This window comes from Streptomyces barringtoniae, from assembly GCF_020819595.1.
Lineage (GTDB): Bacteria > Actinomycetota > Actinomycetes > Streptomycetales > Streptomycetaceae > Streptomyces > Streptomyces barringtoniae.
Window position 1 is genome coordinate 44625 of the sequence record NZ_JAJHNP010000016.1, and the last position, 15342, is coordinate 59966.

The window sequence follows — 15342 nt, forward strand, 5'->3', positions numbered from 1 at the left end:
GTCCGGTGCGGTGTCGGTCCGGTCGGAGGGAGATGAGCGTGCGTTTCCAACTCACTGAGGACCAGAGCGCGTTGAGGGCAGGCGTACGGGAGCTGCTGGACCGGCGGTTCGGGCGGGAGGCGCTGCGGGCGGCCGTGGACGCGCCGGGGCGGCTCGACCGCGAGCTGTGGCGGGCGCTCGGCGACGCGGGTTTCTTCGCCCTGCGGCTGCCGGAGGCGGACGGCGGGGTCGGGCTGGGGCTGCCGGAGGCGGTGCTGGTCTTCGAGGAGGCCGGACGGGCCCTGCTGCCCGGACCGCTCGTGGCGACCCACCTGGCCGCCGGCAGCGTAGCGGGCGCGGCCACCGGGGAGACGGTGGTCGCGGCGGCGGACGGGCGGCTGGTGGAGTGGCTGGAGGCGGCGGACGTGGTGCGGGGGGCGGTGGCGGGGGCCGTGCCGCTGCGCTCCGTTGACCCACTGACCCCGCTGCACCGCATTCCCGCACCCACCCCCGGCGAAGCCGCCGCAGACCGCCGCCCACCTGACGGCGGCGAGACGCACACAGCTGCGGGCAGTCGTCCAGCCGAAGCGAGCGCCCACCCGGGCAGTGGCGCAGATCCGGGCGCAGCGGGGGGCGAACACGCCGCCGGAGCGAGTGCCCACCCAGGCAGTGGCGGTCATCCCCGCGCGGCTGCGGGCGGTCGTGCCGCTGGGTCGGCACGGGTGGGCGGTGGGAGTGCCCGCGCTGAAGCGAAGCCGAGAGTGGGGGAGGCGCCCGGTGAGCGCCGGCAAGCGACCCAGCCTCCGGCCGGCACCGGCACCGGTGCCGTAGGAGCCGACGGCACCGGCAACCCAGCCCCCGACCCCGTGGCCATCCTCCTCACCGCGGCCGAGCAGCTCGGTACCGCCGTACGGGTGCAGGAGCTGGCCGTGCAACACGCCCGTACACGGGAGCAGTTCGGGCAGCCGGTCGGTGCCTTCCAGGCCGTCAAGCACCTGTGCGCGGACCTGCTGGTGCGCACCGAGACCGCGCGCGTCGCCGTCTACGCGGCCGCCGTCACCGGCGACGCGGCCGACATCGCCGCCGCCCGGCTGCTCGCCGACGAGGCCGCCGTACGCGGGGCCCGTGACTGTCTTCAGGTGCACGGCGGCATGGGTTTCACCTGGGAGGCGGACGTGCATCTGCATCTGAAGCGGGCCTGGGTGCGGGCCCGGCGTGGTGGCGGGGGCACGGAGAGTGAGGAACTGCTCGCCGCGCGGCTGGCAGCCTGAGGAGGGCGCGGCTCCCTGGGCTGCACGGGCGACAAAGCCTTGGCCCAGGATGTCGCGGATTGTGGCACACCGGTATCACGGAGCGTCGATACCTGGTTGTGTCCTTCAACAGGCTCGTCACGACCCGGAGTCGGGCGTCCCCTCCGGTACCTTGTGTGGGATGCGAGTGGCTGCGAGCACGAGCCGGGCCGGCGTCGCCCCTGCGGCGGTACCGGGTCGCGCGGTGCGCAGCGCTGCTCGCGGGGCGGTAGCGGCTTCGGCCGACGCCTGTTCGACTCCCCGGCACGCGCGTCGCACAGTATGCCGCACGCGTACTCCTTCGCGCTGGAATATGCCCGAAGCGCTTGTTGGGGTGACTGTACGTCAACCATGCTGTCTACAAAGGGAATCACGTTCCGTGACCCTTGCTCGGGCCGTTGTTCTGAGCATGCAGAAAATGGCTACGATCGTGGCCCTCGTCATCGTCGTCGCGGCCGTTGCGGCCGGGCGGCGCGGGGTCATGTGTCCGCCGGTTCGGATGGTGTGAGCGGTGCAGGTGCTTCAAGTGCAGCTGGAGATCCGGCCCGATCCCACAGAGGTGGGGCGGGCGAGGAGGTGGGCCCGCTCGCGGCTTCCCGGGCTGGGCATAGCGGCCGACGAGCCGCTGGCCGAGACCCTGATCCTGCTCGTCTCCGAACTGGTGACCAACGCGGTCGTGCACACCGGCCATGCGGCCGTGCTCCGGCTCTCCCTGCCCGGCGCGGCGGCCGAGGCTGTCGGCGTGGCGGCCGAGACGGCCGGCGTGGTGGTCGAGACGGCCGGAGTGGTGGATGCGGCCGGGATGCCGGAGGCACCCGCGGCGGACACCGTGCGCGTCGAGGTCGCCGACAGCAGCTCCCGCGCTCCCGTGCCGCGTTGCGCCGCCGGTGATGCCACCGGCGGCCGGGGCCTGGCCCTGGTGGACTGCCTGGCCGATCGCTGGGGCTGGAGCCCGGAAGGCGCGGGCAAGAGCATCTGGTGCGAACTGGACCGCTGTACACAGCCCAGGGAGAGCGCAGCGATGGCGTACGGGAGCGGACTGTCCGCGTACGAGGGTCTCGCCTTCGAAGCGGTGTAGTGCCCGGCGCGGCGGTGCGCCGGTGGTGCATCCGTGCGCGGGTGCCGCGAACAGGGCGTACGTAACAAATCCCCGTACCGGCGTTGACGACCCGTGACCACCTGAACACGCTTGTGGGCGACGATTCGCCGCGAGGGGACGACGAGGGCCGGGGTGACGGAGGCCCTCGTCGAGTGTGGGTCGCACCCGGTGGGCGGCGCGTGCGCGCGACGGTGGGGGGAGGCGCGCCGCCGGCCGGTCAAGGTCTCGCGTCCGGTTCTCAGAGGACGGCCACGGGTGCCACGGGTGATCCCGTCGCGCCGACGAACGGCTCGGGCATCGCCGACAGCAGGAACGCGTACCGCCCCTCTTGTCCACAGGCTGTGGACAACTCTTCGAGATTCCAGTTCTGGCCCTGGAGCATCCCCATCTCCACCAAATCCAGGGCGTGCACGGGCAGCCAGAGATTCTCCGACTCGGGAGGAAATATCTCAAAAGTCAGAGTGTCGTTCGCGACCGCCGCCGCATCGCGCGCGTGGAACCACTCCGGCGTACGGATCGACAGCCCCGGCGACGGATAGCCGTACCCGTGCCTGTCCCCGGCCAGATACACCTGCACCTGCCCGGTGCGGACCAGCACGATGTCGCCGGCCCGCACCCGGACCCCGCCGAACTCCTCGGCCCGCTCCAGATCCTCCGGCGTCACCGCGTGGCCCCCCGCCAGCCGGTCCACGCCACGCGCGCGTGCCACGTCCAGCAGCACCCCGCGCGAGACGATGTGCCGCGCCTTGTCGATCCCGCCGAACTCGGCACCACCGTGCGCGGTGACCGTGTGCGCCGGGCGGCCGTTGTAGAGCTTCCCGGAGTGCGAGACGTGGGTGAGCGCGTCCCAGTGGGTGCCCGCCTGCAGCCCCATGGTCACCGCGTCGTCGCTGCACGCCACCGTGCCGGGGCCGAAGAGTTCCTGGTTGATCTGGACCATGGCGTGCAGGGGGTTGACGCGGCCGGGGATCACCCCGGTCTGCACGCCGTCCTGCTGGAGGGGGAGGGCGAGGGGAACGCGGCGGCCGGTCCGGATCGTGGCGGCCGCCGCGCGTACCACCTCGTCGGTGATCAGGTTCAGCGTGCCGATCTCGTCGTCCGCCCCCCAACGCCCCCAGTTGTTCACCCGCTTGGCGATCTCGTGGAACTCCTCCGGCAGTGCCATCCGGTGCCTCCCCGGGGCTTGTGTCCGCGCATCCGACGCGCCATAAAATCTAACGGTCCGTCAGAAACCGCGGGAAGGGGCCGGGCGTGGGGAACTTCTTGGCAGGAAAGGTCGTCGCCGTGACGGGCGCCGGGCGGGGCATCGGCCGGGCGGTCGCGCGCGCGGCTGCCGCCGAGGGGGCGAAGGTCGTCGTCAACGACTACGGCGTCGCCGTGGACGGCGCCTCGCCCACGAGCGAGGTCGCCGAGGCCGTCGTCAAGGAGATCGAGGCCGCGGGCGGGGAGGCGGTGGCGGTCGCCGACGACATCTCCACGATGGCGGGCGGACAGCGGGTGGTCGACGTGGCGCTGGCCTCGTACGGCCGTCTCGACGGGGTCGTGTGCGTCGCCGGGATCCTGCGCGAGCGGATGCTGTTCAACATGACCGAGGAGGAGTGGGACCCCGTGGTCGCCACCCACCTCAAGGGCACGTTCACCGTCTTCCGGGCGGCGTCCGCGGTGATGCGGAAGCAGCGTTCCGGCACGCTGATCGGCTTCACCAGCGGCAACCACCAGGGCTCCGTGTCCCAGGCCAACTACAGCGCGGCCAAGGGCGGGATCATCTCGCTGGTCCGCAGCGCGGCCCTCGGCCTGCACAAGTACGGGGTGACCGCGAACGCGGTGGCCCCGGTGGCTCGTACGCGGATGTCGGCGAACGTTCCCATGGAGCTCGCGGAGATCGGCGAGCCGGAGGACGTGGCCGCGCTGGTGGTGTACCTGCTGTCCGACGGGGCCGCTGCGCTGGGCATCACCGGGCAGGTGTACACCGTCGCGGGACCGAAGTTGGCGGTGTGGGCCCAGCCGCGTGAACTGCGTTCCGCGTTTGCCGCCGGCGGTTGGACCCCGGAGAAGATAGCGGAGCTCTTGCCGGGGTCGGTGGGGGTGGATCCGATGCCGATGCTGTCCCAGCTTTTGGCGATGGAAGAGGCGGCGCGGGGTTCTTCGCGACCGAACGCCTAATGGCCCGGGGGCGTTGTGATTCGGCGGCTGCGGGTGCGTTGTGGCTTGGCGCGCAGTTCCCCGCGCCCCTTACGGGGCGCCCCCGTGGCCCCCAATTCGAAGGTGGTCCACATATGGATTTCGGGTTCGGTCAAGAGGACGAGGAATTCCGGGCCGAGGCCCGTGCCTGGCTGGCCGCCAACGCCGACCCAGGCACGGACCGCCGTACCTGGGAACGCACCCTAGGCAAAGCCGGCTGGACAGGGCTCGGCTGGCCCGAGTCGGGATACGGCAACCGCACGGCCAGCCTCACCCAGCAGGTCGTCTGGGCCGAGGAGTACGCCCGGTCGGCCGCGCCCCCGCGCTCCGGGCACATCGGGGAGAACCTGCTCGCCCCCACCCTCATCGCGCACGGCACCGAGGAGCAGAAGTCCCGCTTCCTGCCTCCGGTCGCGGCCGGAGAGGAGCTGTGGTGCCAGGGGTACAGCGAGCCGGGGGCCGGGTCGGACCTGGCCGGGGTGCGGACGGTGGCGGTCCGGGAAGGGGACCGTTACCGGATCAGCGGGCAGAAGATCTGGACCTCGCTCGCCCGTGAGGCCGACTGGTGCTTCGTGCTGGCCCGCACCGACCCCGAGTCCCGGCGCCACCACGGGCTCAGCTTCCTGCTCGTGCCGATGGACCAGCCCGGCCGTGTCGAGGTCCGCCCCATCCGGCAGATGACCGGCACCAGCGACTTCAACGAGGTCTTCTTCGACGGGGCGCACGCGCGCGTGGAGCACGTCGTGGGCGGCGAGGGGCGGGGATGGCCGGTGGCCATGAGCCTGCTCGGGTTCGAGCGCGGGGTGTCCACGCTCGCCCAGCAGATCGGGTTCGCCGAGGAGTTGGCCCAGGTCGTGCAGGTGGCCGTGGAGACGGGTGCGGCGGCGGATCCCGTCGTACGGGAGCGGCTCGTGCGGCAGTGGGCCGAGCTGCGGACCATGCGCCGGCACGCCCTGCGCACCCTGGGCGGCTCGGCCGACCCGGGCGCGCCCAGCGTGGCCAAGCTGCTGTGGGCCGGCTGGCACCAGCGGCTCGGCGAGCTGGCGATGCAGGTCAGGGGCGCGGCCGCCGCCGTCGGCCCCACGGACTGGTCCGCCTCGGCGCCGTACGAACTCGACGCCGGCCAGCACCTGTTCCTCTTCTCCCGGGCCGACACCATCTACGGCGGCTCGGACCAGGTCCAGCGCACGATCATCGCCGAGCGCGTGCTCGGCCTGCCCAGAGAGCCCAAGGGGGCCGTGTGATGCGTGGAGTGGTGTTCGACGGCAAGCAGGTGCAGGTGGTCGACGACCTCGCGGTGCGCGAGCCGGGGCCCGGTGAGGTGCTGGTGGCGATCGCGGCGGCCGGGCTGTGCCACAGCGACCTGTCCGTGGTGGACGGCACCATTCCCTTCCCGGTACCAGTGGTGCTGGGGCACGAGGGTGCCGGGGTCGTGGAAGCGGTCGGTGCCGGCGTCACCCATGTCGCGCCCGGCGACCATGTGGCGCTGTCCACGCTCGCCAACTGCGGCACGTGCGCGGAGTGCGACCGGGGCCGGCCGACGATGTGCCGGCAGGCCATCGGGCGGCCGCAGCGGCCGTTCACCCGCGGCACGGCGGGGACGGTGCACCAGTTCGCCGCCAACTCCGCCTTCGCCGAGCGTACGGTCGTCAAGGCCGTACAGGCGGTACGGATCCCCGAGGACATCCCCCTGGAGTCGGCCGCGCTGATCGGGTGCGGGGTGCTCACGGGCGTGGGCGCCGTGCTGAACCGGGCCCGGGTGGACCGCGGGGACAGCGTCGTCGTCATCGGGACCGGCGGGATCGGGCTGAACGTGCTGCAGGGGGCGCGGCTCGCGGGCGCGCTCAGGATCGTCGCCGTGGACGCCAACCCGGCCAAGGAGGAGGCGGCCCGGCAGTTCGGCGCGACCGACTTCCTGACCTCGGCGGAGGGCGTGAAGGGCATCCTGCCCACGGGTGCCGACCACGCCTTCGAGTGCGTGGGCCGGGTGGAGCTGATCCGGCAGGCGATCGACCTCCTCGACCGGCACGGCCAGGCCGTCCTGCTGGGCGTGCCCCCCGCCACCGCCGAGGCGTCCTTCCTCGTCTCCTCCCTCTACCTGGACAAGTCCGTCCTGGGCTGCCGCTACGGCTCCTCGCGCCCCCAGCGGGACATCGCCCTGTACGCCGAGCTGTACCGCCAAGGCCACCTGCTGCTGGACGAGTTGGTGACGGCCGTGTACCCGGTGGAGGACTTCGCCAAGGCCCGCGCGGACGCCGAGGCGGGGCGGGTGGCCCGGGCGGTGCTCACGTTCTGACGCACGTTCTGCCGCACGCGCCGACTCACGTCCCGACGCCCGTTCCGACTCACGTTCCGACGCCGGTGCGGAAGGTCCGCCGGTACGCCGTCGGGGTCACCCCGAGCGCCTGCTGGAGGTGCTGGCGCATCGACTGCGCCGTGCCGAAGCCCGCCTCGCGGGCCACCTGGTCGATGGACAGGTCGGTGGTCTCCAGCAGATGGCGGGCCCGCTCCACGCGCTGCTGGGTGAGCCACTGGCCGGGGCTGATCCCGGCCTCCTCGCGGAAGCGGCGGGTGAAGGTGCGGACCGACATGGCCTCCTGCTCGGCCATGTCCCGCAGCTGGATCGGCTCGTGCAGGCGGCCCAGCGCCCAGGCGCGGGCGGCGGTCGTCGTGGCCAGCTGCGGGTCCGGGACCGGGCGCTCGATGTACTGCGCCTGGCCGCCGTCGCGGTGCGGCGGTACGACCGTGCGCCGGGCCACCTCGTTGGCGACCGCCGTACCGAAGTCGCGGCGCACCATGTGCAGGCACAGGTCGATCCCGGCGGCCACACCGGCCGAGGTGAGCACGTCGCCGTCGTCGATGAACAGCACGTCCGCGTCCACCCTGACCTGCGGGAACATCCGCTGGAAACGCTCGGCGTCGGCCCAGTGCGTGGTCGCCGGGCGGCCGTCGAGGTGTCCGGCGGCGGCGAGGACGTAGACGCCGGTGCAGATGGAGGCGAGCCGGGTGCCCGGGCGGATGCGGGCGAGGGCGGCGGCCAGCTCGTCGGTCAGCCGGCCCTCCTCGAAGACCGGGCCGAGCTCGTAGGAGGCCGGGACGATCACCGTGTCGGCGTCGGCCAGCGCCTCCGGGCCGTTCGGGACGTGCACGGCGAAGTCGGCGTCGGTCAGGACCGGGCCGGGCGGCCGCACCGAGCAGGTCACCACCTCGTACAGGTGCCGGCCGTGCCGGTCCTTGGGGCGGCCGAAGATGCGGTGCGGGATGCCCAGCTCGAAGGGCAGCAGCCCGTCGAGGGCGAGGACGACGATCCGATGCGGACGGAAAGCACCGGCGGGGGCGGCCGTGGCCCGATCGCTACTCATGGCCCGATCCTAGCGAATGCTGTCCCCCGGGCCACTCGTTGTGCGCTCATGGAAAAACGATGCTGTATGACGTGACTCAGACAAGCCCAGCCGCAGCCCCCGTCCAGGCCGCCCCGCCCGTCCGGCGCCGCCGAGTGCACCGGGCGTGGTTCGTCGCCGCCGTCACCTTCGTCACGATCATCGGCGCGGCCGCCTTCCGCTCCCTGCCCGGCCTGCTCATCGACCCGCTGCACCAGGAGTTCGGCTGGTCGCACGGCACGATCGGCGCCGCCGTCTCCGTCAACCTCGCGCTCTACGGCCTCACCGCCCCCTTCGCCGCCGCGCTGATGGACCGCTTCGGCATCCGCCGGGTGGTCGCCGCGGCGCTGACCGTGATCGCGGCCGGGTCGGGCCTGACCGTGTGGATGACGGCGGCCTGGCAGCTATGGCTGTGCTGGGGCCTGCTGGTCGGTCTCGGCTCCGGCTCGATGGCCCTCGCGTTCGCCGCGACGGTCACCAACCGGTGGTTCACCGAGCGACGCGGACTGGTCAGCGGCATCCTGACCGCCGCGTCCGCCTCCGGCCAGCTGATCTTCCTGCCGGTGCTGTCCTGGCTGACCGAACACCACGGCTGGCGCCCGGCCGCCGTGACGGTCTCCCTGGCCGCCCTGGCCGTCGTCCCCTTCGTGTGGATCCTGCTCCGCGACCACCCCGCCGACGTCGGCCAGAAGCCGTACGGCGCCCGGGAGTTCGTGCCCAAGCCCCCACCGGTCACCGGCGCCGCCCGCCGTACCCTGAAGGTCCTCTCGGCCTCCGTCCGCACGGGCACCTTCTGGCTGCTCGCCGGCACCTTCGCGATCTGCGGCGCCTCCACCAACGGCCTGATCCAGACCCACTTCGTGCCCGCCGAGCACGACCACGGCATGCCGGTCACGACGGCGGCCTCGCTGCTCGCGGTCATCGGCGTGTTCGACGTGGCCGGCACGATCGCCTCCGGCTGGTTCACCGACCGCTTCGAACCACGCCGCCTGCTCGCGGTGTACTACGCCCTGCGCGGCCTCTCGCTCCTCTTCCTGCCCATGCTGCTGGGCCCGGCGGTCCATCCCCCGATGCTCTTCTTCATCGTCTTCTACGGCCTGGACTGGGTGGCCACCGTCCCGCCGACCCTCGCCCTGTGCCGCGAGCAGTACGGCGAGGACAGCGCCATCGTCTTCGGCTGGGTGCTCGCTTCCCACCAGGTCGGCGCGGCCCTCGTCGCCTACCTCGGCGGCGTCGTCCGCGACGTCTTCGGCACCTACGACCTCATGTGGTACGTCTCGGGCACGCTGTGCGCGGCGGCGGCTCTGATGTCGCTGGTGATCAGGCGGGCCCCGGCGCCCGCGCTGCCCGCCGTGTCCTGAAGGCGTCGGCGGGAAAGGGGAGTCGAGGACGGCTGTCCTGCGTCGGTCGCAGTGCTCCGCGGCGATCCGTCAGGGCGGTGACAGGTGTGAGTCCTAGGAACCGAGCCGGGCGAACCGCCCCCGGTGGAACAGCAGCGGCTCGCCCGGATCCTCCGTGCCGAGGGCGTCCACCCGGCCCACCACGATCAGGTGGTCGCCCCCGGTGTGCACGGCGTGGACGGTGCAGTCGATCCAGGCGGCCGTGCCGGCGAGGCGCGGGGAGCCGGAGGCCGGGGCCGGGTCGTACGCCACCCCGGCGAACTTGTCCGCGCCGCTCACCGCGAAGGCCCGGCACAGTTCGTCCTGGCCGGCGCTGAGGACGTTGACGCAGAAGACGCCCGCGCGGGCGATGCGGGGCCAGGTGGTCGACGTACGGCCCACCATGAAGCAGACCAGGGGCGGGTCGAGGGAGAGGGAGGCGAAGCTCTGGCAGGCGAAACCCGCGGGACCGTCCTCCGCGTCGGCGGCCGGTGCCGTGATCACAGTCACCCCGCTGGCGAAGCTTCCCAGCACCCGCCGGAACTCCGCCCGGTCCACCGGCGCCCGCTCGTCCTCCCGCACACACCGCAACTCCGGCCGCGGCAACGGCTCCACGGGCCTATGCCCCAGATACCGGACGGCGGCGGCCGCCGCCCCTGCGTGTCCCATCACGCCAACCATTGAAGCTGACGGAGCGTCAGATGGGAAGGCCGGTGGGCGTGCCTCGTACGGGCACTTCGTAGGGTGCGGCCATGGGGTGGGAGAAAACGCGTGAGCGGGTCCGGGCGGCCCGCAGCGATCTGGCCGCGGCGGTCCCGGTGAACGCGGCGCAGCTGCCGGCGGCCGGCCTGCTGTGGTGGATCTGGAGCACGAGCCGGGACCAGTACGAGACCGGGTACGGCGGCGCCTTCGGGATCCTCTGCCTGCTGGTGTTCGCCCCCCTGCTGCTGCCGCTCCTCGGCCTGCTGCTCTCCGCCGTGCTGGCGCTGCCCGCGATCCTGTTCGCCCGCCCCGTGCTCCGCCGGTTCGGCGGGCCGGAGTGGGCCTGCCGCACGGTCGCGGCAGCCGCCACGGCCGTCGGGTGGGGTGCGGTCACGACGGCGCTCTTCCGGTGGCCGTTCGTCGCCACGGCCTCGGTCCTCACCGTCCTGGGACTGCTGCCCGCGCTCGGCATCGCGTACGTCCGCACGCGTTCCTGGTCGCAGTGGGGCCTGTGGTGGCGCTCGGCACTCGTCTGCGTCGGCCTCTTCGCCCTGGCCCTCGGCGGCGGGCTCGTGGCCTCCGCGGCCGGGCTGATCCCGCAGTACGAGCCGCCCGAGCTGACCCGCGCCCAGCTCACCGGCGTCTGGCGCGGCGGCAACGGTGCCGAACTCCGCCTCACCCGCGACGGGCGGGCCGAGGCCCACAGCCTCCCCACCGAACCCATCGACCGCGACTGGACGGCCCCGCACTACCTGGACTACGTCGTCTGCGCGGGCTCCGGCACCTGGAAGCCCGACCCCGGCACGGACGACACCGACCGCGCCGGCATCCTCCTGCACCTCCACACCGACTGCGGCCGGGACACCCGCTGGTCCGTCAGCGGCACCGAGTCCGCTCCCCAGTTGTACGTGCTCTTCGGCGACCCGGACGCAGGCATCCTCCGGACCCTGGACCGTGCCGGGGACTGACCCTCACCGCCCCCGGAACTCCGCCCCCCGCCGCTCCGCGAACGCCCGCAGGCCCTCTCGGGCGTCCTCGGTCGTCAGGTTGAGCTCCTGGGCCCAGGCCTCCGCGGCGAAGGCGGTGGCCCGGTCCGACTCCAGGGAGGTGTTGACCAGGTGCTTGGTCAGGGCCAGGGAGCGGGTCGGGCCGGACGCCAGGCGGGCCGCCCACTCGCGGGCCGTCTTCTCCAGCTCACCGTCCGGTACGACCCGGTTGACCAGCCCCAGCCGCTGCGCGTCCGCCGCCGGCACCGCGTCGCCGAAGAACATCAGCTCCTTGGCCCGCTGGGGGCCCACCAGGCGGGGCAGCAGGTACGCCCCGCCCGCGTCCGGTACCAGCCCCCGCCGTACGAACACCTCGATGAAGCGGGCCGACTCGGCGGCCAGGACCAGGTCGCAGGCGAACGCCAGGTGCGCGCCGAGGCCCGCCGCCGTACCGTTCACGGCGGCGATCACCGGCTTCTCGCAGTCCAGGACGGCGGCGATCAGGCGTTGGGCGCCCCGGCGCAGCATCCGGGCCACGTCCCCGGGCTGCCGATCGCCGCCGTCGGCGCCGCCCCGCAGGTCCGCGCCCGCGCAGAAGCCCCGGCCCGTGCCGGTCAGGACCACCGCCCGGACGTCAGGGGCGCAGGACGCCTCGCAGAGGCGGTCGGTCAACTCGTCCCTCATCGCGGGAGTGAGGGCGTTCAACGCCTCGGGGCGGTTCAGGGTGAGGTGGGCGACCTGGCCGCTGCGCTCGGTCTCCAGCTCGCTCATCGGCACACCACCAGTGCGTCCAGCGCGACGGCGCCCTGGCCCCGGGGCAGCACCATCAGGGGGTTGATGTCCAACTCCGAGATGAAATCGCCGAGTTCGAGCGCCATGCGCTGGACCCGGAGGATCACCTCGACCAGCGCCTCCCGGTCGGCCGGCGGGCGGCCCCGGACGCCGTCCAGCAGGGCCCGGCCGCGGAGCTCGGTGAGCATGGCGCGGGCCTGGTCCTCGCCGAACGGGGGGACGCGTACGGCGGCGTCGTGGAGGACCTCCACCAGAACTCCGCCGAGGCCCACCGTCACCGTCGGGCCGAACAGGTCGTCGTGGGTCATCCCGAGGACCATCTCCACGCCCTGCTCGACCATCTGGCACACCAGGATCCCGTCCAGCGCCACGCCCTCGTAGCGGGCGATGTCGGTCAGCTCGCGGTAGGCCTCCCGGACCTGGCTGGCCGACGTCAGGCCGACCTTCACCAGGCCCAGTTCGGTCTTGTGGGCGATCCGGGCGCCGGAGGCCTTCATCACCACCGGGTAGCCGACCTGGGCCGCCGCCCGTACGGCCGCTGCCGCGCTGGTCACCAGCTGCTCGCGCGGCACCCGGATGCCGTAGGCGCGCAGCAGTTGCTTGGCCCCGTGCTCGCTGAGCTGCTGGCCGGGGTACATCAGGGCCTCGGCCTTGCGGAAGGAGAGGGAGGGGGTGCGCGGGGCCTCGTCGAAGGGGGAGCGGTAGTCGCTCACGAAACGGTGGTGGTCCTGCCAGGCGCGGACGGCCTTCAGGCAGTTGCCCAGCGTGCGGAAGGTGGCCACGCGGGAGGAGCCGAGCAGGACCTCGCGGTACGCCGCCTCTGTGCCCACTGGCGAGCCCCACACCACGCACACCAGCTTGTCCGTCTCCTCCGCCGCCTCGACCAGGTCCGCCACGAGCCTGTCGCTGAGCGGCGGGAAAGGGCCGGTGACCGGGCAGATCAGGACGCCGATCGACGGGTCGGCGAGGATCGCGTCGATGATCTTCCGGCCGCGCCGGTCGCCCACCGGATGCCCGCCGTTGTCCACCGGGTTGGCCACGCTCAGGTACTCCGGTATCCACTGGTGCAGCTCGGCCTGCTTGGCCTCCGGCAGGCGGGGCAGCCGTAGCCCGGCCGCCGTGGCCAGGTCGGCGGCATGCGCGCCGGTGCCGCCGGAGATCGAGTACACCGCGACCCCGTCCGCCAGCGGCGCCCGGGCCCGCGCCAACAGGGCTGCGGTGTCCTGGAGTTCGTCGAGACCGTCGACCCGTACGACCCCGAACTGGCGCATCGCCGCGTCCACCACGTCGTCGGCGCCCGTGAGCTTGCCGGTGTGCGAGGCCGCCGTACGCGCGCCGGCCTCGGTGCGGCCCACCTTCACCGCGACCACCGGCACCCCGCGGCGGGCGGCGCGGTCGGCGGCCAGCAGGAAGGCGCGGCCGTCCTTCAGGCCCTCCACGTAAGCGGCGATGGCACCGACCTCGGGCTGCTCGGCGAACCAGGACAGGAAGTCGGCGGTCTCCAGGTCGGCCTCGTTGCCGGTGGGCGCCCAGTGGGAGAGGCGGATGCCCAGCTCCTGGAGCGAGAACACCGGGCGGCCCTGGTGGCCGGACTGGGTGATCAGGGCGATCGCGGGGCCGGTCAGGTCCTCGCGGAAGTGCTCGAAGGCGTTGAGGTTGGTGTTCGGGCCGAGGAGCCGGATCCCCGAGCGGCGTACGGCGTCCGCGAGCCGCTCCTGCGCCTCGGCGCCGGCCTCGCCGGTCTCGGCGAACCCGGAGGCGAAGGCGACCGCGAACCTGACCTTCGCGTCGGCCAGTTCCCCGATCACCGGCAGCGGGTCGGCCACCAGCAGCACGGCCAGGTCGACCTGTCCGGGCGGCAGTTCGGCGACGGAGGCGGCGCAGGGGATGCCGAAGACCGAGGGGCGGGTCGGATGCACCGGATACACCTGCGCCCCCACCCGCTCGGCCCAGGCCAGCAGCTGCCGGGTGATCCCGGTGTTCGGGCGTCCCTCCGCGTCCGAGGCGCCGATCACGGCGACCGACCCGGGCCGGAAGAAGCGGGTCAGGTCCGGTACGTCCGCGTACAGCGGCCGCCCGCTGACGTCGAGGTCGTCGACCCGGTCGTGGACGACGGGTCCGGGCCGCTGCTCGCCGCACGCGATGACCCGGGCCCGGCGGGAGTCGGTGGTGAGGGTGCCGTGGGTTGATCCAAGCATCGGTCCGCCCGCTCCTGTGAGACAGCACAAGTAAACTGACGCTCTGTCAGATTACTGAACTGACGCAATGTCAGGAACTGGTCGGACCGGCAAAGTTACCCGCGGGTGCGGGGAGGGAGTCGCCGACGGGTGCGCAGCTGCCCGGCCGCCGCCTTCGCGATCTTCCCGGCGTCGAGCGCCATCTCCCGGAACATTCCGCTGATCGGGTTGGTGAACCCGGTGAAGTACAGACCGGGCGCCTGCGCGGGTGCCCTGCCGCCGTGCACGACCGGCTTCCCGCGCCCGTCCAGCACCCCGAGATGCCCGACCAGGCCCTCCAGCGCCCGCGTGTACCCGGTCGCCGCGATCACGGCGTCCGGCTCGATCCGGCCGCCGTCGGCGAGGACGACCTTTCCGGGGTTACCTTCCTCGAAGGACTCGACGGCGGCCACGATCTCCACCTTCCCCCGGCGCACGGCGTCGATCAGGCCGACGTCCTGCACCGGGATGGCGCCCTCCTTCACCCTGCTGTACATCCCGGTGTCCGGGCGCGGCAGGCCATGGGCCGACAGGTCCGGCACGCCGAGCCGGGCCATCGACCTGGCGAGCCGGTCCACCAGCCGCACCGGCAGCCGCCGTACCAGCACGCCCGAGTACTGCGCGGGCCAGCCGAGTGTCGTACGGCGCACGATGTGCGGGACCGTGCGCACGGCCAGGCGCACCCGCGCCGCCCCGCCCTCCGCCAGGTCCACGGCGATCTCGGCGCCGGTGTTGCCGACGCCGACGACCAGGACGTCCCGGCCGGCGTACGGCGCGGCGTCGCGATAGGCGCCGGCGTGCAGGAACTCCCCGCCGTACTCCGCGAGGCCCGGCCAGTCGGGGACGCGGGGGGTGTGGTTGTAGCCGGTGGCGACGACCACCGCGCTGCCGGTCAGTTCGCGCCCGCCGGAGGCGTGCAGCAGCCAGCCGGTGCCGTCCGCGGCCCGCTCGACGCGGAAGACCTCCACGCCGGTGACGATCTCCAGCTCGTGGTGCTCGGCGTACTTCTCCAGGTAGCGCACCACGTTGTCGCGCGACACCCAGCGCCCGAACTTCCGGGGGATCTTCAGGCCGGGCAGCGCGGACAGCCGCCGGGTGGTGTGCAGGTGCAGACGGTCGTAGTGGCCGCGCCAGGAGGCACCGACGTGGTCGGCCTTCTCCAGCACCACGGCCCGTATGCCCCGTGCCCGCAGCGCGTACGCGGCGGCCAGGCCGCCCGGACCGGCGCCGATGACGTACACCGGGCGGTCGGCGGGCGTGGCGGAGAGCTGTACGGAAGCGGAACGGGAGTCGGTCATGTTCGGGAGCGTAATCACGCACCCGGTTGATGGGTCTCGGT

The 15342-nt window shown here is 73.2% G+C and carries 13 protein-coding genes; 7 read left to right on the top strand and 6 right to left on the bottom strand.

Translation table 11 applies throughout. The features are described from left to right. Positions 1 to 38: 38 nt before the first annotated feature. Both LMU33_RS26790 and LMU33_RS26795 read left to right on the top strand, forming a co-directional pair. Positions 39 to 1250, top strand: coding sequence for an acyl-CoA dehydrogenase family protein (locus tag LMU33_RS26790; protein ID WP_228623164.1), 1212 nt, complete (start codon positions 39 to 41; stop codon positions 1248 to 1250). Positions 1251 to 1794: 544 nt separating this feature from the next. Further along, entirely contained in the window at positions 1795 to 2346 is a 552-nt protein-coding gene (locus tag LMU33_RS26795) for an ATP-binding protein (RefSeq protein ID WP_372478063.1), read from the top strand. 259 nt (positions 2347 to 2605) lie between these two features. On the opposite strand, the gene LMU33_RS26800 is transcribed toward LMU33_RS26795, so the two are convergent. Next, on the bottom strand, positions 2606 to 3532 hold the full coding sequence (locus tag LMU33_RS26800) for a cyclase family protein (RefSeq protein WP_228623166.1): 927 nt from the start codon (positions 3530 to 3532) through the stop codon (positions 2606 to 2608). Between the two features lie 86 nt (positions 3533 to 3618). On the opposite strand from LMU33_RS26800, the gene LMU33_RS26805 reads away from it, so the two are divergent. The 3 genes from LMU33_RS26805 (at position 3619) to LMU33_RS26815 (ending at position 6844) form a co-directional block, all read left to right on the top strand. Next, positions 3619 to 4530, top strand: coding sequence for an SDR family NAD(P)-dependent oxidoreductase (locus tag LMU33_RS26805; protein WP_228623167.1), 912 nt, complete (start codon positions 3619 to 3621; stop codon positions 4528 to 4530). A gap of 113 nt (positions 4531 to 4643) precedes the next feature. After that, positions 4644 to 5792 carry an acyl-CoA dehydrogenase family protein gene (locus LMU33_RS26810; RefSeq protein WP_228623168.1) on the top strand — a complete coding sequence of 383 codons (1149 nt, stop codon included), beginning with the start codon at positions 4644 to 4646 and terminating at the stop codon, positions 5790 to 5792. After that, positions 5792 to 6844, top strand: a complete 1053-nt coding sequence (locus LMU33_RS26815; protein ID WP_228623169.1) for a Zn-dependent alcohol dehydrogenase — start codon at positions 5792 to 5794, stop codon at positions 6842 to 6844. Before LMU33_RS26810 ends, LMU33_RS26815 begins: the two co-directional genes overlap by 1 nt. A 49-nt stretch (positions 6845 to 6893) precedes the next feature. Here LMU33_RS26815 and LMU33_RS26820 read toward each other — a convergent pair whose 3' ends face one another. After that, a complete protein-coding gene (locus LMU33_RS26820) occupies positions 6894 to 7910 on the bottom strand; it encodes a GlxA family transcriptional regulator (RefSeq protein ID WP_228623170.1) in 1017 nt (338 codons plus the stop codon). 59 nt (positions 7911 to 7969) lie between these two features. On the opposite strand from LMU33_RS26820, the gene LMU33_RS26825 reads away from it, so the two are divergent. After that, positions 7970 to 9289 carry an MFS transporter gene (locus LMU33_RS26825; protein WP_228623171.1) on the top strand — a complete coding sequence of 440 codons (1320 nt, stop codon included), beginning with the start codon at positions 7970 to 7972 and terminating at the stop codon, positions 9287 to 9289. A 93-nt stretch (positions 9290 to 9382) separates the two neighbouring features. On the opposite strand, the gene LMU33_RS26830 is transcribed toward LMU33_RS26825, so the two are convergent. Beyond that, a complete protein-coding gene (locus tag LMU33_RS26830; protein ID WP_228623172.1) occupies positions 9383 to 9976 on the bottom strand; it encodes a flavin reductase family protein in 594 nt (197 codons plus the stop codon). Between the two features lie 83 nt (positions 9977 to 10059). Between LMU33_RS26830 and LMU33_RS26835 the strand changes: the two genes are divergently transcribed. Continuing rightward, a complete protein-coding gene (locus tag LMU33_RS26835) occupies positions 10060 to 10977 on the top strand; it encodes a hypothetical protein (protein ID WP_228623173.1) in 918 nt (305 codons plus the stop codon). A gap of 3 nt (positions 10978 to 10980) precedes the next feature. Here the strand turns inward: LMU33_RS26835 and LMU33_RS26840 are convergent, their stop codons facing one another. The 3 genes from LMU33_RS26840 to LMU33_RS26850 form a co-directional block, all read right to left on the bottom strand. After that, a complete protein-coding gene (locus LMU33_RS26840) occupies positions 10981 to 11766 on the bottom strand; it encodes an enoyl-CoA hydratase/isomerase family protein (RefSeq protein WP_228623174.1) in 786 nt (261 codons plus the stop codon). Next, positions 11763 to 13985, bottom strand: coding sequence for an acetate--CoA ligase family protein (locus tag LMU33_RS26845; RefSeq protein ID WP_228623175.1), 2223 nt, complete (start codon positions 13983 to 13985; stop codon positions 11763 to 11765). Before LMU33_RS26845 ends, LMU33_RS26840 begins: the two co-directional genes overlap by 4 nt. A gap of 95 nt (positions 13986 to 14080) precedes the next feature. Next, the gene (locus tag LMU33_RS26850; protein ID WP_228623176.1) at positions 14081 to 15301 is read right to left on the bottom strand and encodes a flavin-containing monooxygenase; all 1221 of its coding nucleotides are present in this window, start codon (positions 15299 to 15301) and stop codon (positions 14081 to 14083) included. Between the last annotated feature and the right edge of the window lie 41 nt (positions 15302 to 15342).

Excerpts from the sequence above, each read along its gene's own strand:
- LMU33_RS26840 (WP_228623174.1), bottom strand. The coding sequence starts at position 11,766 with ATGAGCGAGCTGGAGACCGAGCGCAGCGGCCAGGTCGCCCACCTCACC.
- LMU33_RS26845 (WP_228623175.1), bottom strand. The coding sequence starts at position 13,985 with ATGCTTGGATCAACCCACGGCACCCTCACCACCGACTCCCGCCGGGCC.
- LMU33_RS26815 (WP_228623169.1), top strand. The coding sequence starts at position 5,792 with ATGCGTGGAGTGGTGTTCGACGGCAAGCAGGTGCAGGTGGTCGACGAC.
- LMU33_RS26800 (WP_228623166.1), bottom strand. The coding sequence starts at position 3,532 with ATGGCACTGCCGGAGGAGTTCCACGAGATCGCCAAGCGGGTGAACAAC.
- LMU33_RS26835 (WP_228623173.1), top strand. The coding sequence starts at position 10,060 with ATGGGGTGGGAGAAAACGCGTGAGCGGGTCCGGGCGGCCCGCAGCGAT.
- LMU33_RS26830 (WP_228623172.1), bottom strand. The coding sequence starts at position 9,976 with ATGGGACACGCAGGGGCGGCGGCCGCCGCCGTCCGGTATCTGGGGCAT.
- LMU33_RS26810 (WP_228623168.1), top strand. The coding sequence starts at position 4,644 with ATGGATTTCGGGTTCGGTCAAGAGGACGAGGAATTCCGGGCCGAGGCC.
- LMU33_RS26820 (WP_228623170.1), bottom strand. The coding sequence starts at position 7,910 with ATGAGTAGCGATCGGGCCACGGCCGCCCCCGCCGGTGCTTTCCGTCCG.
- LMU33_RS26825 (WP_228623171.1), top strand. The coding sequence starts at position 7,970 with ATGCTGTATGACGTGACTCAGACAAGCCCAGCCGCAGCCCCCGTCCAG.
- LMU33_RS26850 (WP_228623176.1), bottom strand. The coding sequence starts at position 15,301 with ATGACCGACTCCCGTTCCGCTTCCGTACAGCTCTCCGCCACGCCCGCC.